The sequence below is a fragment of the Leifsonia sp. Root227 genome, assembly GCF_001428745.1.
Lineage (GTDB): Bacteria > Actinomycetota > Actinomycetes > Actinomycetales > Microbacteriaceae > Leifsonia.
In genome coordinates, this window is record NZ_LMIO01000002.1 from 158,081 (window position 1) to 182,657 (window position 24,577).

General features: G+C 68.7%; 14 protein-coding genes. 11 read left to right on the plus strand and 3 right to left on the minus strand.

From position 1 onward, the window contains the following. Together ASE16_RS05700 and ASE16_RS05705 are read left to right on the plus strand one after the other, a co-directional pair. Complete coding sequence (locus tag ASE16_RS05700; protein ID WP_055892078.1) at positions 1-1,734, plus strand: ABC transporter ATP-binding protein; 1,734 nt, start codon at positions 1-3, stop codon at positions 1,732-1,734. Continuing rightward, positions 1,731-3,713 (plus strand): ABC transporter ATP-binding protein, encoded by a 1,983-nt coding sequence (locus ASE16_RS05705; RefSeq protein ID WP_055892081.1) that lies wholly within the window; start codon positions 1,731-1,733, stop codon positions 3,711-3,713. The genes ASE16_RS05700 and ASE16_RS05705 overlap by 4 nt, the downstream gene beginning before the upstream one ends. Before the next feature lie 29 nt (positions 3,714-3,742). On the opposite strand, the gene ASE16_RS05710 is transcribed toward ASE16_RS05705, so the two are convergent. From ASE16_RS05710 to ASE16_RS05720, 3 genes are all read right to left on the minus strand, one after another. Then, positions 3,743-5,131 carry an NAD(P)/FAD-dependent oxidoreductase gene (locus ASE16_RS05710; RefSeq protein WP_055892084.1) on the minus strand — a complete coding sequence of 463 codons (1,389 nt, stop codon included), beginning with the start codon at positions 5,129-5,131 and terminating at the stop codon, positions 3,743-3,745. 102 nt (positions 5,132-5,233) lie between these two features. Then, positions 5,234-6,646, minus strand: coding sequence for an aspartate aminotransferase family protein (locus tag ASE16_RS05715; protein WP_055892087.1), 1,413 nt, complete (start codon positions 6,644-6,646; stop codon positions 5,234-5,236). Next, on the minus strand, positions 6,643-7,125 hold the full coding sequence (locus ASE16_RS05720) for an Lrp/AsnC family transcriptional regulator (RefSeq protein ID WP_055892090.1): 483 nt from the start codon (positions 7,123-7,125) through the stop codon (positions 6,643-6,645). Before ASE16_RS05720 ends, ASE16_RS05715 begins: the two co-directional genes overlap by 4 nt. 88 nt (positions 7,126-7,213) lie before the next feature. Here ASE16_RS05720 and ASE16_RS05725 point away from each other — a divergent pair, with 88 nt between their 5' ends. The 9 genes from ASE16_RS05725 (at position 7,214) to ASE16_RS05765 (ending at position 24,573) form a co-directional block, all read left to right on the plus strand. Beyond that, a complete protein-coding gene (locus tag ASE16_RS05725) occupies positions 7,214-8,647 on the plus strand; it encodes a gamma-aminobutyraldehyde dehydrogenase (protein ID WP_055892093.1) in 1,434 nt (477 codons plus the stop codon). Between the two features lie 118 nt (positions 8,648-8,765). Beyond that, positions 8,766-10,202, plus strand: coding sequence for a gamma-aminobutyraldehyde dehydrogenase (locus tag ASE16_RS05730; protein WP_055892096.1), 1,437 nt, complete (start codon positions 8,766-8,768; stop codon positions 10,200-10,202). Between the two features lie 33 nt (positions 10,203-10,235). Further along, positions 10,236-11,456 (plus strand): FHA domain-containing protein, encoded by a 1,221-nt coding sequence (locus tag ASE16_RS05735; RefSeq protein ID WP_082581268.1) that lies wholly within the window; start codon positions 10,236-10,238, stop codon positions 11,454-11,456. After that, the gene (locus tag ASE16_RS05740; RefSeq protein ID WP_055892103.1) at positions 11,453-12,289 is read left to right on the plus strand and encodes a protein phosphatase 2C domain-containing protein; all 837 of its coding nucleotides are present in this window, start codon (positions 11,453-11,455) and stop codon (positions 12,287-12,289) included. Before ASE16_RS05735 ends, ASE16_RS05740 begins: the two co-directional genes overlap by 4 nt. 144 nt (positions 12,290-12,433) lie before the next feature. Beyond that, a complete protein-coding gene (locus tag ASE16_RS05745; RefSeq protein WP_055892108.1) occupies positions 12,434-13,861 on the plus strand; it encodes a serine/threonine-protein kinase in 1,428 nt (475 codons plus the stop codon). Continuing rightward, entirely contained in the window at positions 13,834-19,815 is a 5,982-nt protein-coding gene (locus ASE16_RS05750; protein WP_055892110.1) for an Ig-like domain-containing protein, read from the plus strand. Before ASE16_RS05745 ends, ASE16_RS05750 begins: the two co-directional genes overlap by 28 nt. Positions 19,816-19,925: 110 nt before the next feature. Next, positions 19,926-20,897 carry an AAA family ATPase gene (locus tag ASE16_RS05755; RefSeq protein WP_055892113.1) on the plus strand — a complete coding sequence of 324 codons (972 nt, stop codon included), beginning with the start codon at positions 19,926-19,928 and terminating at the stop codon, positions 20,895-20,897. After that, positions 20,894-22,237: a DUF58 domain-containing protein gene (locus ASE16_RS05760; protein WP_055892117.1), complete on the plus strand. Its 1,344-nt coding sequence runs from the start codon at positions 20,894-20,896 to the stop codon at positions 22,235-22,237. Before ASE16_RS05755 ends, ASE16_RS05760 begins: the two co-directional genes overlap by 4 nt. Then, positions 22,237-24,573, plus strand: a complete 2,337-nt coding sequence (locus tag ASE16_RS05765) for a DUF3488 and transglutaminase-like domain-containing protein (protein WP_055892120.1) — start codon at positions 22,237-22,239, stop codon at positions 24,571-24,573. Before ASE16_RS05760 ends, ASE16_RS05765 begins: the two co-directional genes overlap by 1 nt. The last annotated feature ends 4 nt before the right edge of the window (positions 24,574-24,577 follow it).

Genomic DNA, 24,577 nt, shown 5'->3' on the forward strand with positions numbered 1-24,577 from the left:
ATGCTTCTCAAACTCCTCGGCCGGTTCCTCCGACCGCACTGGCCGCTCCTCGTCGGGGTGGTGGTCTTCCAGCTCGCTCAAGCGCTGCTGTCGCTGTGGCTGCCGACGTTGAACGCCGACATCACAGACAACGGCATCGCCAAGGGCGACACCAACTACATCGTCTGGGTCGGCGCAGGGATGCTCGGGGTCACCCTCGTGCAGGTCGCCTGCTCCATCACCGCGGTGTACTTCGGGGCGAAGGTCGCCATGCGGGTCGGTCGCGACCTGCGCGGCTCGATCTTCCAGAAGGTGGGCGAGTTCTCCGAGCGCGAGGTGTCGAAGTTCGGCGCTCCGTCGCTGATCACCCGCAACACGAACGACGTGCAGCAGGTGCAGATGCTGGTGCTGATGACCTGCACGCTGCTGGTCTCCGCGCCGATCCTGGCGATCGGCGGCATCATCCTCGCGATGCAGCAGGACATCCAGCTCTCCTGGCTGATCGCGGTGAGCGTCCCCATCCTGCTGGTGGCCGTCGGGCTCATCATCTCGCGCATGGTCCCGCTGTTCCGCAAGATGCAGGAGCGGATCGACAGGGTCAACCGGGTGCTGCGCGAACAGCTCACCGGCATCAGGGTGGTGCGCGCGTTCGTCCGCGAAGACATCGAGTCCGGCAGGTTCCAGAAGGCGAACGCGGACGTCACGGACACCGCACTGCGCGCGGGGCGGCTGTTCGCGCTGATGTTCCCGATCGTGATGCTCGTGCTGAACGTCTCGAGCGTCGCGGTGATCTGGTTCGGCGGGTTCCGCATCCAGGACGGGTCGATGCAGATCGGCACGCTGACGGCGTTCCTGCAATACCTGATGCAGATCCTGATGGCGGTGATGATGGCGACGTTCATGGCCGTGCTCGTGCCGCGTGCCGCCGTCTGCGCCGACCGCATCGGCGAGGTGCTCGGCACCGAGTCGTCTGTGCGCATCCCGGAGTCCCCGATCACCGAGCTGGACGCGCACGGCACCCTGGAGTTCGTCGATGTCGGCTTCTCGTACCCGGGAGCGGAGCAGCCGGTGCTGAGCGACGTGACCTTCCTGGCGAAGGCCGGGCAGACCACGGCGATCATCGGAAGCACCGGTTCCGGCAAGACGACGCTGGTCAACCTCATCCCGAGGCTGTTCGACGCGACGAGCGGTATCGTGCTCGTCGACGGCGTGGATGTGGCGGAGCTCGACCCCGACCTGCTCTGGTCGCGCATCGGGCTGGTGCCGCAGAAGCCGTACCTGTTCTCCGGCACGGTCGCATCCAACCTGCGCTACGGCAAGCCTGACGCGACGGACGAGGAACTGTGGCAGGCGCTGGAGATCGCGCAGGCGCGCGACTTCGTCCAGGCGATGGGGGAGAAGCTGGACGCACCGATCGCCCAGGGAGGCACGAACGTCTCCGGCGGTCAGCGGCAGCGGCTCGCCATCGCACGCGCCCTGGTGAAGCGTCCGGAGATCTACGTGTTCGACGACTCGTTCTCCGCGCTCGACACGGCGACGGATGCGCGACTGAGGCACGCGCTGTCGCGTCAGGTCTCCGACGCGACCATGATCGTCGTCGCGCAGCGGGTGTCGACCATCGTCGACGCCGACCAGATCATCGTGCTGGAGGACGGCCGCGTGGTCGGCCGGGGAACGCACGACGAACTCCTGCAGTCCAATGAGACGTACGCCGAGATCGTGTCGTCGCAGCTCACCGCGGAGGAAGCAGCATGAGCGAGAACACCGAAACAGAGGAGCGCGTCCCCGCGCGTCCGCCCGTCCGCCGAGGCCCTGGCGGCGGAGGTCCGTTCGGCGGGATGCAGGGGCCGGTCGAGAAGTCGATGAACTTCGGCCCGTCCGCCAAGCGGCTCGTCGGCCGGCTGCGGCCGGAGGCGATCGGCATCGCGTTCGTCACACTGCTCGCCGTGGTGAGCGTCGTGTTCGCGGTGCTCGGGCCGAAGCTGCTCGGCAACGCGATCAACCTCGTCTTCGCCGGAGCGCTGTCGTCGCAGTTCCCGAAGGGTGCGACGCAGGAGCAGGTGATCGCCGGGCTGCGCGCATCGCACCAGTCCCAGCTCGCCGACCTGCTCTCCGGCACGACCTTCACCCCCGGCGCCGGCATCGACTTCACCGCGGTCGGCGGCGTTCTGATGTGGGTGCTCGCCCTCTACATCCTGTCGTCGGTGTTCAGCTACCTGCAGGCGTACGTGCTCAACGGGATCACCCAGCGCACGGTGTACCGTCTGCGCGAAGAAGTGGAGGCGAAGATCCACCGCCTCCCTCTGCGCTATTTCGACGGGATGCAGCGCGGCGAGCTGCTGAGCCGGGTCACCAACGACATCGACAACATCTCGCAGACCCTGCAGCAGTCGATGAGCCAGCTGCTCACCTCCCTGCTCACCGTCGTCGGCGTGATCGTGATGATGTTCGTCGTCTCCCCGCTGCTCGCCGTGATCGCGCTCATCACCATCCCGCTGACGCTGATCATCACCACGGTGATCGCGAAGCGGTCGCAGAAGCTGTTCGTCGCCCAATGGAAGAACACCGGCGAGCTGAACGGTCAGATCGAGGAGGCCTTCACCGGCCACGCCCTGGTGAAGGTGTTCGGCCGTCACCGCGAGGTGGAGGAGCAGTTCCGGCTGAAGAACGAGGAGATGTACCGGGCGAGCTTCGGCGCTCAGTTCATCTCCGGAATCATCATGCCCGCGATGATGTTCGTCGGGAACCTGATGTACGTCGTGATCGCGGTCGTCGGCGGTCTGCAGGTGGCGAGCGGCGCGATGCAGCTCGGTGACGTGACCGCGTTCATCCAGTACTCGCGTCAGTTCACGCAGCCGCTCACGCAGCTCGGCTCGATGGCCAACCTGCTGCAGTCCGGCGTCGCATCCGCCGAGCGCGTGTTCGAGCTGCTGGATGCGGACGAGCAGTCGAGCGACCCCGCCGACCCGGAGAGCCCGCAGGGCACCAAGGGCCGCCTGGCGTTCGAGGACGTCTCGTTCCGTTACACGGAGGACAAGCCGCTGATCGAGGACCTGTCGCTGGTGGCGCAGCCTGGGCAGACGGTCGCCATCGTCGGCCCGACCGGCGCTGGCAAGACCACGCTGGTGAACCTGATGATGCGGTTCTACGAGCTGGACTCCGGACGCATCACGCTGGACGGCGTAGACATCGCGTCGATGACCAGGCGCGACCTGCGCAGCCGGATGGGCATGGTGCTCCAGGACACCTGGCTGTTCAACGGGACGATCCGCGAGAACATCGCGTACGGCCGGCCGGATGCGACGGAGGAGGAGATCCTCGACGCTGCCCGTGCCACATACGTCGACCGGTTCGTGCACTCGCTGCCGGACGGCTACGACACGGTGCTGGACGACGAGGGCGGCAACGTCTCCGCCGGTGAGAAGCAGCTGCTGACCATCGCGCGGGCGTTCCTCGCCAGGCCGAGCGTCCTCATCCTGGACGAGGCCACGTCGTCGGTCGACACCCGCACCGAGGTGCTGGTGCAGAAGGCGATGGCGGCGCTGCGCACCGACCGCACCTCGTTCGTGATCGCACACCGTCTGTCCACGATCCGGGATGCGGACCTCATCCTGGTGATGGAGGCCGGCCGCATCGTGGAGCAGGGCACGCACAACGAGCTCCTCGCGGCAGGCGGCGCGTACTACACCCTCTACAACGCCCAGTTCGCCGCCCCCGTCTCCGACGAGGCCTGACCCCGGTCCCCTCCACCCCGGGGAGGGGGTCAGTGGCCGGTGAGGGGGGCCATCAGGCGGGCGGCGATGGATGGGCGGCCGGTGACGCGCTCCTCGAGGTCGGCGAGCTCTGTGCCGACGAGGCCGGCGTTCGCGCCGGCGAAGCGGAGCGGCTCCGGCTCCCACTGCGGGGAGCGGTGGCCGACCCAGGGGAGAGCCGTCAGCGCGGTGCGGCGGCCGCCGATCAGATCGGCGATCGTGCGCCCGGCGAGGTTGGTGGTGCTGAGGCCGTCGCCGACGTACCCGCCCGCCCACGCCTCTCGCGCATCCCGGTCGTAGCCGACGCTCGCGTGCCAGTCGCGCGGGACGCCCAGCGGGCCACCCCAGTGGTGCGTGATGCGTGCGCCCGCCGCATCCGGGAACAGCTCGAACAGAGCGCGCATGAGGTGGTCGCGCACGCGAGGGGCACGGTCGTACTCCGGCAGGATCGTGCTGCCGAGGTGGTAGCGGGCGCCCCGGCCGCCGAACGCGAAGCGGTTGTCCGCTGTGCGCTGCCCGTAGATGATGAGGTGCCGGAAGTCGGCGAAGGTCTGGCCGTGCTCGATGCCGATGCTGTCCCAGACGTCGTCGGAGAGCGGCTCGGTCGCGATCATCAGCGAGTACAGCGGCAGGATGCGCCTGCCCACCTGAGGCAGCTGCGAGCCGTACCCCTCTGTCGCGTTCACCACGGTGCCGGCCCTGACCGTGCGCACCAGTCCGCCGGAGACCGTGGTGACGACGCCGTCCGTCCAGGACGTCGCCTCGGTCTTCTCCGCGATGGTCGCACCGCGCGCCTCGACGACCCTGGCGAGACCGCGCACCAGTTTGGCCGGGTGGATGCGCGCGCAATCCGGCGTGAACGTCGCGGCGACCGCATCCGTCGCCCCGAACCTGCTGCGCACGGTGTCCGTGCCGAGGATCGACACCGTGTCGACGCCGAACTCCGCCGCCTCGGCGTACTCCGCCCGTGCCGCGGCGAGCTGGACGCGCGAGCGGGCGAAGGTGACCGTGCCTCCGCGGACGTAGTCGCAGTCGATGCCTTCCTTCTCCGAGACGCGGCCGACCTCGCCGACTGTGTCGATCATCGCGCGGCGCTGGGCGACGGCCGCGGCGAAGCCATAGCGGGCCTGCAGCGCGGAGGCCGACCAGGGGAAGAGCGCTGAGCACCAGCCGCCGTTGCGGCCGGAGGCGCCGAACCCGGCGACCTCCTTCTCCAGCAGCACGATGCGCAGCGACGGGTCGGCCTCCTGCAGGTAGTACGCCGTCCACAGCCCCGTGAGGCCGGCGCCGACGATCGCGACGTCCGCCTCCACGTCCTCACCCAGCCCCGGACGGGGACGGAACCCGTCCTCCGCCTCACTGATCGACTCGAACCAGTACCCGACCCGCTCGTACCCCACGCGCGTCCCCTCTCGTCTCGCCAAAAGATCGAGTCCGGACTTATGCAGGCGACACGCCGTGAAACGCATGCACAAGTCCGGACTCGATTGTGTGGTGGGTGGTTACAGGTGGTTCTCGGCCTCGGTGAGGACGGACTCCAGGATCTGACGGATCTCGGTGAACTCGGCAGGGCCGATGGTGAGCGGCGGGGCGAGCTGGACGACGGGGTCGCCACGGTCGTCCGCGCGGCAGTACAGACCGGCCTCGAACAGCGCCTTCGACAGGAAGCCGCGGAGCAGTCGCTCCGACTCGTCGTCGTCGAACGTCTCCTTGGTCGCCTTGTCCTTCACCAGCTCGATGCCGAAGAAGTAGCCGTCGCCGCGCACATCTCCGACGATCGGCAGCGCGAGCAGCTTCTCCAGCTCTGCGCGGAACAGCGGCGAGTTCTCGCGGACGCGCTCGTTGAGCTTCTCCTCCTCGAAGATGTCGAGGTTCTCCATCGCGACAGCGGCGGAGACGGGGTGACCGCCGAACGTATAGCCGTGGTAGAACGACGTGTTGCCGTGCTTGAACGGCTCGTACAGCTTGTCGCTGATGATCGTCGCGCCGATGGGGGAGTATCCGCTGGTCATCGCCTTCGCGCAGGTGATCATGTCCGGAACGTAGCCGTACTCGTTGCAGGCGAACATGTGGCCGATGCGGCCGAAGGCGCAGATGACCTCGTCGCTGACCATCAGCACGTCGTACTTGTCGCAGATCTCGCGCACACGCTGGAAGTATCCGGGGGGCGGAGGGAAGCATCCGCCGGAGTTCTGCACCGGCTCGAGGAAGATCGCGGCGACGGTCTCAGGACCCTCGAACTGGATCATCTCCTCGATGCGGTTCGCCGCCCACACGCCGAACTGCTCGACATCGTCCGTCGGTGCGCCCATCTCGCCTGCGCGGTAGAAGTTCGTGTTCGGAACGCGGAAGCCGCCGGGCGTCAGGGGCTCGAACATCTCCTTCATGGCGGGGATGCCCGTGATCGCGAGGGCGCCCTGCGGGGTGCCGTGGTACGCGACGGCGCGGGAGAGCACCTTGTGCTTGGTGGGGCGGCCCTGCAGCTTCCAGTAGTACTTGGCGAGCTTGAACGCTGTCTCGACCGCCTCGCCTCCTCCGGTGGAGAAGAAGACGCGGTTGAGGTCGCCCGGCGCGTAGTGCGCGAGGCGGTCGGCGAGCTCGATGGCATTCGGATGCGCGTACGACCAGATCGGGAAGAACGCCAGCTCCTCCGCCTGCTTGGCCGCGGCAGCAGCGAGCCGCTTGCGCCCGTGGCCCGCGTTGACCACGAACAGCCCGGAGAGGCCGTCGATGTACTTCCGGCCGCGGGAGTCGAAGATGTGGTGGCCTTCGCCGCGCGTGATGATGGGGACTCCGTGGCCGTCCTCCATCACCGACTGGCGCGCGAAGTGCATCCAGAGGTGGTCCTTCGCCTTGGCCTGGAGGGCGTCCTCGTCGGCCGTCGAGATGGCGGGGTTTTCTGTGGTGATTGTCATCGTGTTCCCCAGTTGTAGAACTGTTTGTGGAGTTTGAGATAGACGAACGTCTCTGTCGAGAGCACGCCCTCGATGGTTCGGATCTCGGAGTTGAGCATGGTGATCAGATCCAGGTCGTTCTCGCAGACCACCTCGGCGAGGATGTCGAACGTCCCCGCCGTGAGGACCACGTAGTCCACGGACGGCATCGCCGCCAGCTTGTCGGCGACCGCCCTGGTGTCTCCTGTCACCCGCACGCCGATCATCGCCTGCCGGTAGAACCCGAGTTGCATCGGGTCCGTGACGGCGACGATCTGCATGACCCCCGACTCGGTCAGCTTCTGCACGCGCTGGCGCACAGCCGCCTCGCTGAGACCGACGGCTTTGCCGATCTCCGCGTATGAGCGACGGCCGTCGACCTGCAGCTGCTCGATGATCGCCTTCGAGACGTCGTCGATCTGGACAGGCTTGGCGGCAGTGACTGCCCGAGGGGAACTCATGGAGCGATTCTGTCAGTGAGATGACCTTCGGGCAAGCGAATCCGCACGAATCTGTACCGTTTTCTATCGAAATCAGTAGACTTCCGGCATGACAACGCGAGAACTCCGCAATTTCGTGAACGGCTCCTTCACCGATTCGAGGTCCGACGAGCGCCTTCCGCTCATCGACCCGGCGACCGAGGAGGTCTACGCGACCTCACCCGTCTCGACGGCGGACGACGTCGCCGACGCATACCGCGCGGCACAGGATGCGTTCGAGACCTGGGGCGAGACGACACCCAGCGAACGGCAGCTGGCCCTGTTCAGGATCGCCGACGCGATGGAGCAGCGCGCTGAGGAGTTCGCAGACGCAGAGTCGCAGGACACCGGCAAGCCCCGTGCCACCCTCGTCGACGACGAGATCATGCCGTCCGTCGACCAGATCCGCTTCTTCGCAGGAGCGGCGCGCAACCTCGAGGGCCGCTCGGCCGGCGAGTACATGAAGGACCACACCTCCTTCGTGCGCCGCGAGCCGATCGGCGTCGTCGGCCAGGTGACGCCGTGGAACTACCCGCTCAACATGGCGGTCTGGAAGTTCGCGCCTGCGCTCGCCGCCGGGAACACGACGGTGCTGAAGCCCTCGGACACCACGCCGCTGTCCACGCTACTGCTCGCCGAGGTCGCCTCCGAGTTCCTTCCCGCCGGCGTGCTCAACGTCATCACGGGAGACAGGAACACCGGCGCCGCGATGACGGCAGACCCCATCCCGCAGATGATCTCGATCACCGGTTCCGTTCGGGCGGGGATGGAGGTGGCGCGCGCGGCGTCGTTCGATCTGAAGCGCGTGCACCTGGAGCTCGGCGGCAAGGCGCCCGTCATCGTGTTCGACGATGCGGACATCCAGCAGGCCGTCGAAGGAATCGTGGCGGCCGGATATTTCAACGCCGGCCAGGACTGCACGGCGGCGACCCGCCTGCTGGTGCAGGAGGGCATCCACGACGAGTTCGTCGCAGCGCTCACCGCATATGCCCGCGACAACGCCAAGACGGGAGCGCCACGAGAGGACGGCATCCTGTTCGGCCCTGTCAACAACGCCAACCAGCTCGCCCAGGTGAGTGGCTTCATCGACAGGCTGCCCGACCACGCGACCGTGCAGCTCGGCGGCCACCGGCAGGGCGACAAAGGCTACTTCTACGAGGCTACGATCGTGTCCGGCCTCCGCCAGGACGACGAGGCGGTGCAGAACGAGATCTTCGGTCCGGTGCAGACCGTGCAGAAGTTCACCGACGAGGCGGAGGCGCTGCGCCTGGCGAACGGCGTGCAGTACGCCCTGGCATCCTCGGTCTGGACGAAGGACCACGGCACCGCGATGCGCTTCGCGAAGAACCTGGACTTCGGATGCGTGTGGATCAACACGCACATCCCGATCGTCGCCGAGATGCCGCACGGAGGCTTCAAGCACTCCGGCTACGGGAAAGACCTGTCGATGTACGGCTTCGACGACTACACGCGCATCAAGCACGTGATGTCGTACATCGGCTGAGGCGGAGCGCAGGACACTCGGGTATGGTCGCCTCGTCGGGTCATGAGCCCGGCGGGCGACGCCGTTGTCGTGCAACAGCCGCGTGCCCAGGAAACAGCGCGAACGTTGGAGGAATGCGATGAGCATCCGTGAACTGAAGAACTTCGTCGGCGGCGACTACGTCGAATCGCGAGCGACAGAACGCCTCGACATCGTCGACCCTGCGACAGAGGAGGTCATCGCGACGACGCCGGTCTCCACCGAGGAGGACGTCGCGGATGCGTACCGCGCGGCAGCCGGGGCGTTCGAGACCTGGGGAGACACCACGCCGAGCGAGCGCCAGCTGGCCCTGCTCAAGTTCGCCGACGCACTGGAGGAGCGAGCAGAGGAGCTCGCCGACGTCGAGATGCGCGACACCGGCAAGCCGCGCGGCGGCATCGTGCCGGACGAGGTCGAGCCGATGATCGACCAGGTGCGCTTCTTCGCGGGCGCCGCCCGCAACCTCGAAGGCAAGTCGGCGGGGGAGTACCTCAAGGACCACACCTCGTTCGTGCGCCGCGAGCCGATCGGCGTGATCGGGCAGGTGACGCCGTGGAACTACCCGATGATGATGGCCATCTGGAAGATCGCGCCTGCGCTCGCCGCAGGCAACACCGTTGTCCTGAAGCCGAGCGACTCGACACCGTCGTCGTCGCTGCTGCTGGCCGAGATCGCCTCCGAGTTCTTCCCGGCGGGAGCGTTCAACGTCGTCACGGGCGACAGGGACACCGGCCGTGCGCTCGTCGCCGACCGCATCCCGCAGATGGTGTCGATCACCGGGTCCGTCCGGGCAGGGATGCAGGTGGCAGGGTCGGCGGCGCTCGATCTGAAGCGCGTGCACCTGGAGCTCGGCGGCAAAGCGCCCGTCGTGGTCTTCAACGACGCGGACATCGCGGCGGCGGCGGAGGGCATCGCCAGTGCCGGCTTCTACAACGCGGGGCAGGACTGCACGGCGGCCACCAGGGTCCTGGTGCAGGACGGCGTGCACGACGAGTTCGTGGCGGCGCTCGCCGAGTACGCCCGCGACAACGCGAAGACGGGAGGACCGCGCGAGGACGGCGTGTTCTTCGGAGCGCTGTCGAGCGCCGACCAGCTCGCCAAGGTGGAGGGCTTCATCGACAGGCTGCCCGACCACGCCACGCTCGCGCTCGGCGGTCACCGCCAGGGCGACAGGGGATACTTCCACGAGGCGACGATCGTCTCCGATGTCGTCCAGGACGACGAGGTGGTGCAGGACGAGATCTTCGGTCCGGTCATCACGGCGCAGAAGTTCAGCGACGAGGCGGAGGCTCTGCGCTTCGCGAACGGCGTGCAGTACGGGCTGGCCTCGTCGGTGTGGACGCAGAACCACGGCACAGCGATGCGCATGGCGAAGGGACTCGACTTCGGCTGCGTCTGGATCAACACGCACATCCCGCTAGTGGCCGAAATGCCGCACGGCGGGTTCAAACACTCCGGATACGGCAAGGATCTCTCGGCGTACGGCTTCGAAGATTACACTCGGATCAAGCACGTCATGAGCTACATCGGCTCGTAACCCACCACGACCACATCCATGGGAGGAACCTCGGTGTCTCCTGGGTACGTCAGGTACGCGCCGGTCGCTGGCCCGTCGAGGTGGCTGCTGATCGCAGGAAAGCGGTTCGTCGCTGCCGTGGAGAGCTCGGTCGCCGATGCGATCGTGGACACGGTGTGGTGGCTGGCCGACTCCGAGCTGGCGACCATCGAGTCCGTGGTCGGCGCGTTTCCCCTGGTGGGTCAGGATGCGGTGCGCTCGTTCGCGGTCGCAGAGCTCACCGAGCCGAACGCGGCCGGCGAGGTGCTGGTGACGGCGGTCGTGCGCGGCACGGCGGCCATCGACGTCTTCTCCGTCGGCGGGTCCAGGAGGTTCTCCGCCGGGGGTGTGCAGCCGTGGGTGCTCGCCGAGTTCCGGTCGGTGATCGGGCTGGTGATCGGTGGGGACGACCTGCCGACAGGCCCCGTCGCCCGGCTCAGCGTCGGCTCGCTTCCCGTCGGCCTCGGTGTCGTTGACGGCGAGCTGCTGACCTGGACGCTGTCGCCGATCGAGCGGGTCGAGCGCACGGCGCCTGGGCGCTACGTCGGCGGCGGATCGGGGCAGGGCCACGGACAGGGGCAGGACGCAGCGCAGCAGGAGCGGGCGCCAGGCGATCCGGATGCCGACCGTGTCTCCGATGAGACGATCATCCGGGCCAGGCGCGGGGCGAGCATCTTCGCCCACGAGACGGAGGTGTCGCCCTCCGGGCCCGTCGTCGCCGCCCGGCACGAGCTGCAGGGCGCTGTCGACATCGAGCCGCCCTCCGACACGCCCGAGCCGTATACGAACGCATGGACGGATGACACGGCGGCGGCGACGCAGCCCGTGATCCTCCCTCCCGCGCCGTCGCAGTACGCGATCCGGCTCGCATCCGGAGAGGTCTTCGAGCTCGACCTGCCCGTCCTGATCGGCAGGAGGCCGACCGCTCCGCGCATCGACTCCGGGGCTCCTCCGCGGCTGGTGGCGGTCGCGTCGCCTGATCACGAGGTATCGTCGACGCACGTCAGGATCGAGCAGGAGGGCGACGCGGTGGTCGTCACCGACCTGCGCTCCACCAACGGCACCATGGTCACTTCTGCCACGGGGAACGAGTCACGGCTCCGGCCAGGACAGTCCGTCGTCGTGCTCTCCGGCACGACCGTGGAGATCGGCGACGGTAATATCATCGAGATCGTTGCCGCAGGCGGACGCGCTGGCGACGACGCATCCGAACCGACTAGAAGAGGACGCGAGTGACCCAGATCGGTCGCAGCAACAGACGCCATACCGTGGCCGTGCCTGGCGATTCCGACGCGCAGATCAGCCTCGCCTGGGCGGCGCTGAGCGACAAAGGCTATCGAAGGTCCGTCAACGAGGACAGCCTGCTCGCGCGGTCGCCGATCTTCTCCGTCGCGGACGGGATGGGCGGCCACACCGCAGGCGACTTCGCCAGCACGGCGGTCGTCACCAGGCTCGCCGAGCAGGTCTCGGTCGACTTCATCGGCCAGGAAGCCCTCACCAGTGCGCTACGCGCCGCTGTCGACGACATGGGTCGCGGCGTCGGCCACACCGACCTGGGAACCGGCACAACCGTGACGGGCATCGCTCTGACCCTCGTCGACGGCGCCCCGTACTGGCTGGTGTTCAACATCGGCGACTCGCGGGTGTACAGCTACCACGACGGAACGCTGGAGCAGGTCACGGTCGACCACTCGATCGTGCAGGAGCTTCTCGACTCCGGCGCCATCACCCCCGCGGAGGCGGAGGTGCACCCGCACAGCAACGTGATCACCCGCGCCGTCGGCTTCAACGAGGACCCCGTCCCGGACTTCTTCCTCATCCCGATCGTCGCCGGCTCGCGGCTGCTCGTCTGCTCGGACGGGCTCACCAAGGAGCTGACGGAGCACGGCATCCGGTACTTCCTCGGCGAGGGCGCCTCCCCACTGGATGCGGCCCAGCAGCTGATGGATGCGGCCCTCGGCAACGGGGGAAGGGACAACGTCACGGTCGTGGTCGTCGACGTGCTCGCGACGCCGGAGAGCGGGCCGCACGGCGACGGGGTGCCGAGGCGGACCGCGCGACGGCACTGAGCGCGGCCACGCCGACCGTCCGGACTGTCCCCCGAGTTGGGGGTGCGCATCCTGTCCCCAGTCCGGGACCAGGCCGAGTCCCCTCAGCGGGTGCTGCCTACAATTGGGGGACCGTTTTGAGCTTCGACCGACCCGGGAGGCGATATGGCCCGGCGCTTGCCGTCACAGCCGCCTAACCTTCCCGGCTTCTCGTACGTCCGCGTGCTCGGCTCCGGCGGTTTCGCCGACGTCTTCCTCTACGAGCAGAACATGCCACGCCGTCAGGTCGCGGTCAAGGTCATGCTCGCCGAGGTGGTGACGAGTCAGGTCAAGCAGATGTTCCAGGCCGAGGCCAATCTGATGGCCCAGCTGAGCACCCATCCGTCGATTCTCACCGTCTATCAGGCGAGCGTGTCCGCCGACGGCCGCCCGTATCTGGTGATGGAGCTGTGCTCGTCGGCGATCGGCCAGCGCTACCGGATGGAGCCGCTCCCTGTCGCGGAGGCGCTGAGCATCGGCGTGCGGATCGCGAGCGCCGTCGAGACGGCGCACCGCGCAGGGGTGCTGCACAGGGACATCAAGCCGTCGAACATCCTGACCACCGCGTACGGGCATCCCGTGCTGAGCGACTTCGGCATCGCGGCGACCCTCGGCGATGCGGAGGTCACGGAGGCGATCGGGCTGTCCATCCCGTGGTCGGCGCCCGAGGTGCTGCTCGACGAGACGAGCGGGACCATCGCCAGCGAGATCTGGGCGCTCGGCGCGACGATCTACTCGCTGCTCGCCGGCCGGTCGCCGTTCGAGGTGGCAGGCAAGGAGAACACGTCGTCCGAGCTGATCTCCCGGATCACGAAGGGCAGGCCGCAGCCGATCGGCAGGGTGGATGTTCCGCCTCGGCTGGAGCAGGTGCTGCAGAAAGCGATGGCGAAGAAGCCGTCCGCCCGGCAGCGCAGCGTCATCGAGTTCATCAGGGAGCTGCAGGCCGTCGAGACCGAGCTCGGCCTTCCGCAGACGCCGATCGAGGTCGCGATGGACGACTGGGCGCTCGCGACGGCAGACGACCCGGAGGACAGGACCCGTGTGAAGGGCCTCGTCTCCGTCGATCCGTCCGTCGCGCGCAGGCGCAGAAGGAACGCGTCGGCCGCCACGGTGGTGCGTGCTCCCACGCGGACCGTCGTGCGGGAGAGCGCAGGCAGCATGCCGAGCACAACGGCACCTCCGCCCGCCAGGTGGTCGAGGGCGCTCGTGCTGTCGCTCGTCGCCTGCGCCGTGCTGGTGGTAGCCCTCGCCGTGACGGCGACGTTCGTGCTGGTCAGGGTGTCGTCGAGCGGCGAGATCCCCACCGTGCGCGATCTGTCCGGCCGGGTCTCGTCCGGCACCATCGTGTTCAGCTGGACCGATCCAGGGCTTCAGCCGGACGACACATACCAGGTCGCGGTCGGCGACGAGCCGCCGAGCAGTCAGCACGCCACCGAGTTCCGGGTGGATGCGAAACCGGGCGAGACCGTGTGCGTCACCGTCACGGTCAATCGGGACGGGAAGACGGGCGAGCCGAGCGGCCAGAAATGCGTGCAGAGGGCGGACAGCCCGTGATCGGAGCCTGGATCGCGGCGCACAAGTCCCTGGTGGCGACGGCGACGAGCAGCACCGCCGTCGTCGCTCTGGTGACGACGCTCGCCGTCGTCTCCGGCGGCTACAGCGCCCAGCACATGCAGCTGGGGGATGCGGCGGTCTGGGTGTCGAGCGACGCCAAGAAGTCGCTCGGCAGGGCCAACACCGAGATCGACAAGCTGAACTCCGTGGTGACGGGCACCGGCGAGGCGGTCGACGTGGCGCAGGACGGCTCGAACGTCCTGCTGCTGGACAGGGAGACGAACACGCTCGCCGTCGTGGACCCCGCCACGAGCGAGGCGGGCAAGTCGGTGGCGCTTCCTCCCCGGTCGCCGCGCGTCGACATCTCCGGCGACCATGTCTCGCTGCTGTCGCAGGCGACCGGTCAGCTCTGGCTCACGACGGTCTCGCAGCTCGACCAGTTCAACGCGGGGTCCGGCTCGACCATCGACCTCGGCGGCAGGACCGTCGCCGCGATGGATCCCGCCGGCGCCCTGTTCGCCTACCTGCCGGACACCAGGACGGTGACCAGGATCGACGTGACGGGCGCCGAGCCGTCGACCACGTCGCAGAAGGTGCCAACGAAGGGCGACGGCGCTGCGGTGACACTGACCGTCGTCGACGGGAAGTGGGCGCTCTTCGACCCCGATCAGAGCACGCTCTATCTGGCCGGCCGCACGGTCGACCTCTCCGGGCTGCTCTCCACGGGAGACGACCCCGTCCTGCAGCAGTCGTCCTCCTCCGGAGACGCGGTGTGGATCGCGACGAACAACGGGCTGATCAGGGTGCCGTTCGACGGGTCGAAGCCGTCACGCGCGTTCGCGGACGCCTCAGGAGCCCCTGCTGCACCGACGACGGTCGGCGACTGCACATACGCCGCGTGGAGCGGGGGAACGGCGTGGAGCTCGTGCGACGCATCCGGTGCAGGCAAGGCGTCGACGCTCACCAGCGTGCCGGGCGGAGCAGCGCTCGCGTTCCGGGTGAACAAGGACAGGGTGGTCCTGAACGACGGCAAGTCCGGCGTCTCCTGGGCGGTGCAGAGCGGCAACGCGCGCATCGACAACTGGGATGAGCTGGTCGCCAAGAAGAACACCAAGGAGCTGGTCGACCAGTCCAGGCAGGACACGACGCCGCAGTACGAGAAGCAGCAGCAGCCACCCGTCGCCGTCGACGACCAGTTCGGAGCGCGACCTGGGCGAGTAACCCCGCTTCCCGTGCTGCTGAACGACTACGACCCGAACGGCGACGTGCTCACGATCGACTCGTTCACGAGCATCCCGGAGGAGCAGGGCACGCTGGAGCTGACGAACAGCAACCAGCAGCTCCAGATCACGCTGCCGGACACGGCGAGCGGCCTGATCGCGTTCGACTACACGATCTCCGACGGCAGGGGAGGCACGGCTTCGGCGCACGTCGTGGTGTCCGTGCGCCTGCCCACCGAGAACTCTCCACCGGTATGCGTCCGGGCGGCGAAGGCCGTCGTGCAGGCAGGCGGACGCGTCACCAGCTCGGTGCTCGGCGACTGCTACGACCCGGACGGCGACTCGTTCTTCCTGGCAGCGGCGACCGTCCCAGGTCCGGACACCGTGACCTTCACGCCGCAGGGCCAGGTCGCGTTCTCCGACCACGGTCAGGGCGGCGACCTCAAAGACGTGAACCTGGTGGTGTCCGACGCGCTCAGCCAGGGAACGGGCACGCTCGCCGTGACGGTGCGCGCACCTGGCCAGGTGCCGATCATCGCCGACCCGTTCGCCGTGCTCGCGTACCAGGGGCAGGAGGTGACCGTTCAGCCGCTCGCGCACGTGCGGGGAGGCAACGGCACCGTGCGGCTCAGCAACGTGCCGAGCAAGGCGGACGCGACGATCACGCCGGACTACCAGGGCGGAACCTTCCGCTTCGACTCCGACCAGGTCGGCACGCACAACATCGAGTACACCGTCTCGGACGGCGTCGTCACGTCGACGGGGACCGTTCGCATCGACGTGAAGGCCCCTCCCGGCGCGAAGACGGCCCCGATCGCCGTGCCGCACACCGCGTTCATCAGGGAGCAGACCACCCAGGACGTGGACGTGCTGTCCACCGACATCGACCCGTCCGGCGGCGTGCTGCTGGTCACCGGCGTGACCGCCCCTGCCCCGGCGAGCGGCGTGCGCGTCGAGATCCTCGGCCAGCGCACCCTCCGCGTGACGCTGAACCGGCCTCTCGACGCCCCGCTCGACTTCCACTACCAGCTCAGCAACGGGCTCGCGGACGCGGTCGGGACCGTGACCGTGGTGCAACTTCCCCCGCTGACCGTCCACCAGCCGCCGATCGCTGCACCGGACAGCGTCTCGGTCCGCGTCGACGACGTCGTGGACATCCCCGTGCTGGCCAACGACATCCAGCCGGATGGGGACAAGCTCACGCTCGACCCGACGCTGGCGACCCCTCTGCCGTCCGGCGCCGGCCTGCTGTTCACGAGCGGGAGCCAGCTGCGCTATCTCGCGCCGTCCAAGCCGGGAAACTTCACCGCGGCGTACAAGGTCGTCGGAGAGGACGGCCAGTGGGCGACAGCAGAGGTGAACATCGCCGTGCGGGAACGCGACGAGGCGACGAACAATCCTCCTGTCCCGAAGACGGTGACGGCGCGCGTGCTCGCGGGCGACACCGTCCGGGTCACCATCCCGCTGTCCGGCATCGACCCTGACGGGGACTCCGTGCAGCTCATCGGTCAGGAGACCAACCCGCAGAAGGGCGCCGTGATCGGGTCAGGGCCGGACTGGATGGACTTCCAGGCCGGTGACTACGCTGCGGGCACCGACACGTTCAGCTACGCCGTGGTGGATGCGCTCGGCGCCCGCGCCACAGGAACGGTTAGGGTCGGCATCGCCCCGCGCGTCGACGGAGCGCGCAACCCGGTCGCCGTCGAGGACGACGTGACGACCCGCCCTGGCAAGACCCTCAACATCCAGGTGCTGGCCAACGACAGCGACCCGGACGGCAGCCCGCTGACCGTCACCAAGGTGTCGTCGCTCGACGGCAAGGCCAAGGCCAAGATCAGCGGCGACATCGTGGTCGTCACCGCGCCGAAGGCAGAGGGCACATACGGCTTCCTCTACACGATCCAGAACCAGCGCGGAGGCACGAGCGAGAACTTCGTGCGCGTGACGGTGAGCGCGAACGCCCCTCCTGCGAGGCCGATCGTCGCCGACACCTCGCTCGGGCTGTCGGACATCCTCGGCAAGGACAGGGTCAATGTCAACGTCCTGGCGAACGTGTTCTTCGCTGATGGACCGGTCTCCAGCTTGAAGCTCCAGCTCGTGCCAGGCTACGGAACGAGCGCGCAGGTCACGGCGAACAAGCGGATCAGGATCACGATCGGCGCGAAGAGCCAGATCATCCCGTTCAAGGTGAGCAACCCGGACGACGAGTCCGTATCCGGGTACGGTTTCGTGCACGTCCCCGGATACAACGACGCGCTGCCGCAGCTGAAGCGCGGCGCCGCCGATCTCGCGGTGGTCAGCGAGAAGACGCTGACCATCCATCTCAATGACTACATCGTGGCCGTCGGAGGGCGGAAGGTGCGGCTCACGGACGCCGCGACCGTCAGGGCGACCCACGCCAACGGCGATGACCTGGTGGTCAACAACGACACCCTGCAGTACACCAGCGCCGCGCGGTACTTCGGGCCGGCGTCCATCTCGTTCCAGGTGACGGACGGCACATCGGCCGGCGACCCGAACGGCAACGTCGCGACCATCGTGCTGCCGATCCAGGTCGCGCCGCGACAGAACCAGCCACCGGTGTTCACCGGCGCGCTGATCGATTTCGAGCCAGGCCAGTCGAAGACCGTCGACCTCGCCAAGCTCACCAGCTACCCGTATGCGAAGGACCAGAACGAGCTGGTCTTCAGCATTCAGGATCCGAAGCCCGCTGGGGTGTCGACGTCGCTCGACGGCAACAAACTCACGATCGCCGTGGCGGCCGGAACGGCGAAGGGTGCGCATCCGTCCATCTCCATCGGCGTGCGCGATGCGGTCAACGCCGGCCAGGCAGGACGCATCGACATCAACGTGGTGCCGTCGACCAGGCCGCTGGCGAGCCCGCAGTCCGACACCGTGATCGCCCCGCGCGGTCAGACCACCTCGGTGGATGTGCTCGCCAACGACAAAGCGACGAACCCGTTCCCCGACAAGCCGCTGCGCGTCGTCGGTGTGCGCGGCGTGGGGAGCAGCGATCTGCCGGGCGGCGTGACCATCACGCCGAGCGCGGACAACTCGACGCTGAGCATCCAGGTCTCCGCGACGGCGGCTCCCGCCGACGCCACGGTGCAGTACGAGGTCGCGGACGCGACGAACGACCCTGACCGCTACACCTGGGGGACCGTGACGGTGTCGGTGCAGGACAAGCCCGCTCCCGTCTCGAACGTCCAGATCACGGCGTTCGCCGACCGGTCGCTCACCGTCTCGTGGATTCCCGGCGCGTTCAACAACTCGCCGATCACCGGATTCGAGGTGACCGTCGCGAACGCGGGCACTGGCCAGGTGCTGTCGACCACACCGTGCGCGACGACGAGCTGCGCGGTCGGCACTCCCGGCAACGGCCCGGACAACGCGGTCACCGTCACGGTGCGCGCCAAGAACGCGCTCGGGCTGTCGGATCCCACCGCGTACACGGAACCGGTCTGGTCCGACGTGATCCCCGGCGCGCCGTCCGGGCTGTCCTCCCTCCCGCTCGACCACGGACTCCGGATCAGCTGGACCAAGCCGGCCGATGTGCCCGGAGCCAGCCCGATCTCGTCCTACCTGGTGTCGCTCGCCGGGCAGACCGTGCCGTTCGCCGTGCAGCGCGGAGACGCCCCTGGCACGCAGTACTCGCTGAACATCACGGACGCAGGCATCGCGAACGGCGCGGCCATCGGCTTCTCCGTGTCCTCCCGCAACGACTTCTACGCCGGACGCACGAGCTGGAACCAGAGCCAGAGCAGCGGTGTGCCCGCCGGCGCTCCGCTGGTCGTCGGCGCAGGACCGGTGGCGACACCGAGCCAGACGGACGGGTCGACGGCGACGCTGAGCTGGCCGACGGTCTTCGGCGACAACGGCAAGGCGATCACCCGGTACTTCGCCGGCGTCTTCCAGGGCTCCGCGATGCCGAACTGCAGCGTCAGCGGCGTCGAGTCCGGCAACCCGGTGCTGCAGGTCGACCCTCGGTCGTCGTCGTTCATCTCGACGGCGAGCACGAGCACGACCTTCCAAGGGCTGCAGCCGAACACGAGCTACAACTTCGTGGTCTACGCGTACAACGGCCAGGGATGCACGCGCAGCAACGTCGTGACGGCCACGCCGAGGCAGGCGCCTGGCACGCCGACCGCCGTGAGCGTGTCCGGCCCCGTTGCCAACGGGGCGAGCCGCTACGACTTCCGCCTCGACAGCGTGACCTACCGTGCCGGCAGCGGCGCCAACCCGGTCGTCACGTACCGGCTGACCGGCGCAGGCGTGGACGAGACGGCCTCGATCCAGGGCACCTCCGGGATACTGACAGGGACGGGTGTGAACCACTACGGCGTCGCCCTGACGCTGACCATCCTGCGGGTGTGCGAGTTCTACCCGGACGGCAGCAGGCTCTGCAACGACCAGAGCGGCGGGCAGGTCAGCGTGCCGCTCGGCGTCCCTGTGTCGACCGAGCTCGGCGGCGTGCGCTTCACGACGACGACGGACACGACCACCGATCCGGCCACGACCAGCTACGCGTACACCTGGACCTCGTGGCCGACCGGGGCGTACGACAGCGTGACATACACCTGCGACGGTGGGGTCACCCAGACGCCGATGCCAGCCGTGGGGCAGACCGCATCCTGCGCCCCCGTCGATCCGAGCTTCCCGCTCGTGGTCACGGTGAACGTCGGCGGCGCCGCTTACACCCAGAGCTACGCGAGTGCTGCCGTCTTGCAGGGCTAGGAACGGTCATACTGAATGACAATGTCCGCAATGCCAGAACCCCCGCACTTCCAGCACCCCCGCAGTTCCAGAAACGACCGAGCCGAGAACCAGCAGCAGAGAGGCCACGCATGACAATGACCCCTGAGCAGGCGACCTGGTTCTCCGGCGTCTTCGAGCGGCTGGTGTCGAACATCGACAAAGTGCTGCTCGGCAAGGCGCACATCATCCGGCTGTCGCTGACGGCCCTGTTCAGCGAGGGCCACCTGCTGCTGGAGGACTTCCCAGGCACGGGCAAGACCTCGCTGGCCCGCGCCATCGCGCAGAGCGTCCGCGGAACGAGCAACCGCGTGCAGTTCACCCCCGACCTGCTCCCCGGCGACATCACCGGGGTCAACATCTTCGACCAGCGCACAGGCGCTTTCGAGTTCCACCGCGGCCCGGTGTTCGCGAACATCGTGCTCGCGGACGAGATCAACAGGGCGAGCCCGAAGACCCAGTCGGCCCTGCTCGAAGTGATGGAGGAGGAGCAGGTGACGGTCGACGGCGTCCGCCACCAGGTCGGCGCCCCGTTCATGGTCATCGCCACGCAGAACCCGATCGAGCAGGCCGGAACATACCGGCTGCCGGAGGCCCAGCTCGACCGGTTCCTGATGAAGGCGTCGATCGGCTACCCGGACCACGAGGCGACTCTGCGCATCCTGGAGGGCTCGGAGCACCGCGCCCACGAGATCATCGTGCCGGAGGTCATCTCGGCTGCCACGGTGGTGGAGATGGCGGGGATGGCGCGCACCGTCCACGTCGACCCGACCATCAACGACTACGTCTCCCGCCTGGTGGATGCGACCCGCACCGCCGACGAGATCCGTCTCGGCGTCAGCGTGCGCGGCGCCCTGGCACTCGTGCGCGCCTCCAAGACGCTCGCCGCGTCCGCCGGCCGGTACTACGTGACGCCAGACGACGTGAAGGCACTCGCGGAGCCCGTGCTCGCACACCGGCTGGTGCTCGACCCTGAGGCGGAGTTCGAGGGCGTCTCCGCCTCGAGCGTCGTCGCCCAGATCCTGATCGAGACGCCTCCACCAGGGGATCGGGTCGCCGTGTGAGCACGACCGTCAGTCGCACCCAGGCGGAGCTCACCAACGCCAGGGCGAGGATCGTCGGCACCAGGGACGGTTTCCTGGCCGACGCGATCGTCGTCGTCGTGCGGTCGACCTCGGCCGCGTGGCGCGCGGTCTCCGGCGTCGCCCGCAGGGTGGGCTCCGTCGTCACACCGCTCGGCTGGGCGCTCGCCGTCGTCGCGATCCTCGGACTGACCTCCGGCTACGTCTACGGTTGGCTGGAGGCGGTCGTCGTCGGCTGGAGCGCTGTTGCCCTGCTGGCGGTCGCCTCCGGTTACCTGGCAGGGCGCAACGCGTATCGCGTCCAGCTCGCGCTTCCGTCGAACCGCGTGGTCGTCGGCGAGAAGGCGCCAGGAGAGGTGATGGTGCGGAACCCCGGCAGGCGCAGGCTGGCAAGCGTGCGGGTGGAGGTGCCGGTCGGGCACGGACTCGCCGAGTTCGCATCCCCGTCGCTCGGCGGAGGGGAGACGCACTCGGATGTGTTCCTCGTCCCGACCACGCGCAGGGGCATCGTGCCGATCGGGCCGGTGCGGACCGTGCGGGCAGACCCCGTCGGCGTCGTGCGGCGCGAAATGGTGTGGGCGGAGTCGCTCGACCTGTTCGTGCATCCGCGGACCATCGCCATCCCGAGCATGAGCACCGGGTTCGTCCGCGACCTGGAGGGAGCGCCGACCCGCGACCTGACCGCGAGTGACATCGCCTTCCACGCACTGCGCGAGTACGTCCCTGGCGACGAGCGCCGGAACATCCACTGGAAGTCGACGGCGAAGACCGGCAGCTACATGGTGCGGCAGTTCGAGGAGACGCGACGCAGCCACCTGCTGGTGGCGCTCAGCCTGTCGAGCTCCGACTACGGCAATGACGAGGAGTTCGAGCTCGCTGTCAGCGCGGCCGGCTCGCTCGGCGTGCGCGCGATGCTCGACTCGCGCACCGTCTCCGTGGTGGCGAGCGCCAGGACGCCCGACTTCGCGAAGAAGATCGTGCACACGGTCCGGCGGCTCAGCATCGTGAACAGGGGCAGGCTGCTCGACGATCTGGCAGGGGTGGAGCTGGCGCCGACCGCTCTGCGCCTGCCGGAGCTCGCGCAGATCGCGGCGGAGGAGTCGACGGGAACCTCCATCGCCTTCCTGCTCTGCGGCTCGACCGTGACGGCGACGCAGCTGCGTGCGGCTGCATCGCACTTCCCGCTCGGGGTCGACGTGGTCGCCGTCGTCTGCGACGAGGGTGCCGTCCCAGCGCTGCGAAGGGTGTCCGACCTGAGCGTGCTCACGATCGGCTACCTCGAAGATCTGCAGAAGAGCCTCGCGAAGCGGATGGCCACCTGATGGCCGCCGACCGTCCTGCCCGACAGCGGCTGCGCGTCTCCGGCGTCGCCGTCGACACGGCGTTCGCCATCGTCGCCACCGGCCTCGCCGCCTTCGCGTTCTGGCCGGTGTACCAGTCGACCGCGTTCGCGATCATGCTGGGCGTGACACTGCTGGTCGGAGCGGTCATCGCGGTGCTCGGCGCCGTGTTCCGCTGGCCGAGCATCGTGATCGCACCGCTGGTGGTGGTCGTCTACCTCGGCCTCGGGGTGCAGCTCGCCGTGCCTGGCGAGGCGACGGCGGGCGGGCTCCTTCCGACGGCGCAGGGGTTCGGCGACCTGGTGCGCGCCACCTGGCTGAGCTGGAAGCAGCTCGTCACCATCTCGCTGCCTGTCGGGTCGTACCAGGCGCTGCTGGTGCCCGCGTTCATCCTGACGCTGATCGCGGTCGTCGCCACCGTGTCGACAGCGCTGCGCTCTCCGCGGGGCGAGCTGGCGGCCCTGCCGCCGATCCTGCTCATGCTGGCCGGCATCCTGCTCGGGTCGGGCACCTCCGCCGTTCCGCTGTGGCTGGCGCTCAGCCTGTTCGCCGTGCTGCTGGCGTGGATGATCCGGTTCCGGCTGCGACGGCGTGCTGCGTCCGTGCTCAGCCTCACCGAGCAGAGCGGCGTGGTCGTCGAGTCGGCCCGCGACCGGCGGCTGACCGTGGGCCGCACGGTGGTCGGCGCCGCCGTGATCGTCGCCATCGCGGGGGTCGCAGGCACTGCCGCATCCGTGCTGGTCCCGCCCTCCACCGAGCGGCAGGTGGTCAGGACGGCCGTCGAGCAGCCGTTCGACCCCCGCTCGTACCCGAGCCCGCTGAGCGGCTTCCGCTCCTATCTGGAGCCGGCACGCGCCGACCTGCCGATGCTCACGGTCGACGGCCTGCCCTCCGACAGGCGGCTGCGCATCGCGACCCTCGACACCTACGACGGCGTGACGTACTCGGTGGGCACCGACCAGCTCTCCAGCGCCTCAGGATCGTTCACGCGCGTGCCGTACCGGATGGACCAGGCCGGCGTCGTCGGGAAGCGGGACACCATCTCGGTGACCGTGCGCGACTACCGAGGCCCGTGGATCCCCGGCAGCGGCCAACTGCAGCAGATCACCTTCCACGGCTCCGCGGCTCCGACGCTCTCCGGCGCGTTCTTCTACAACGACGTCACCGGCACGGGCGCTGTCACCCGCGGCCTGTCGACGGGCGACAGCTACACGATGGATGCGGTGGTCAAGCCGGAGGTGACGGCCGCCGGTCTCGCCACGGCCGCCCCCGGCAGCGCGATCGTCCCGAAGCCCGCGATCATCCCGGACGAGCTGGCGCAGACGCTGCAGAAGTACACGGCGGGCGTGACGGGCGCTGGCGCGAAGCTCGCAGCAGCTCTCGACGGTCTCGCGGCGGACGGCTACATCAGCCACGGCATCGGAGCGGACGAGCCGCCGAGCCGCTCCGGGCACGGCGCAGACCGCATCACGGAACTGCTCACGGACATGCCGATGCTGGGCGACCAGGAGCAGTACGCGGTGACCGCCGCCCTGATGGCCCGCCAGCTCGGCTTCCCTGCCCGCGTGGTGGTCGGGTTCGTCGCTCCGAAGGATCAGGCGAGCTCGGCCAGGGTCACCTTCACCGGCTCAGACATCTCGGCGTGGATCGAAGTGCAGACGACGGACGGCTGGGTCACGGTCGACCCGACCCCGCCGATCCGCCCTGTGCCGCCGAAGCAGCCGGACCAGCCGACCCAGATCACCCGTCCGCAGACCAACGTGCAGCCCCCTGTCGACGACACTCCTGCGCAGCCGGACGATCCGCCCCAGGCGCAGGTCGACAAGAGCAACACCCCGCAGCCCAACCCGGTGCTGGATGCGCTCATCGCCGTGCTCACGATCGTCGGCTGGACGGTGCTCGGCCTCGCCGTCCTCTCCGCGCCGTTCCTCGCCGTGCTCGCCGCCAAGTGGCGCCGCAGAGCACTGCGGCGCAGGGCGCCGACCTCGGTGGAGCGGATCGCGGGCGGCTGGCGCGAGTTCGCGGACACCGCGGTCGACCACGGATACGATCCGCCGCCTGCCGCGACCCGGAAGGAGTTCGCGGGGACCATCGGCGGCTCGCGGGCGAGCGCCCTGGCAGCGGTCGCCGACCGCGCCGTCTTCAGCCCGATCGCCCCCACCCAGGAGGAAGCCGACACGGTCTGGAAGGCCGTCGACGAACTGCGCGGCCAGCTCGGCAAGCGCGACACACGGTGGAAGCGGATGCTGGCGGCGGTTTCGCTCCGCTCGCTCGGCTACCGTGGGTGGAGAGGCAACGGAAGGAAAGGCAGACGATGAACTG

Excerpts from the sequence above, each read along its gene's own strand:
- ASE16_RS05725 (WP_055892093.1), top strand. The coding sequence starts at position 7,214 with ATGACAACGCGAGAACTCCGCAATTTCGTGAACGGCTCCTTCACCGAT.
- ASE16_RS05730 (WP_055892096.1), top strand. The coding sequence starts at position 8,766 with ATGAGCATCCGTGAACTGAAGAACTTCGTCGGCGGCGACTACGTCGAA.
- ASE16_RS05755 (WP_055892113.1), top strand. The coding sequence starts at position 19,926 with ATGACAATGACCCCTGAGCAGGCGACCTGGTTCTCCGGCGTCTTCGAG.
- ASE16_RS05720 (WP_055892090.1), bottom strand. The coding sequence starts at position 7,125 with ATGAGTTCCCCTCGGGCAGTCACTGCCGCCAAGCCTGTCCAGATCGAC.
- ASE16_RS05715 (WP_055892087.1), bottom strand. The coding sequence starts at position 6,646 with ATGACAATCACCACAGAAAACCCCGCCATCTCGACGGCCGACGAGGAC.
- ASE16_RS05745 (WP_055892108.1), top strand. The coding sequence starts at position 12,434 with ATGGCCCGGCGCTTGCCGTCACAGCCGCCTAACCTTCCCGGCTTCTCG.
- ASE16_RS05700 (WP_055892078.1), top strand. The coding sequence starts at position 1 with ATGCTTCTCAAACTCCTCGGCCGGTTCCTCCGACCGCACTGGCCGCTC.
- ASE16_RS05765 (WP_055892120.1), top strand. The coding sequence starts at position 22,237 with ATGGCCGCCGACCGTCCTGCCCGACAGCGGCTGCGCGTCTCCGGCGTC.
- ASE16_RS05705 (WP_055892081.1), top strand. The coding sequence starts at position 1,731 with ATGAGCGAGAACACCGAAACAGAGGAGCGCGTCCCCGCGCGTCCGCCC.
- ASE16_RS05750 (WP_055892110.1), top strand. The coding sequence starts at position 13,834 with ATGCGTGCAGAGGGCGGACAGCCCGTGATCGGAGCCTGGATCGCGGCG.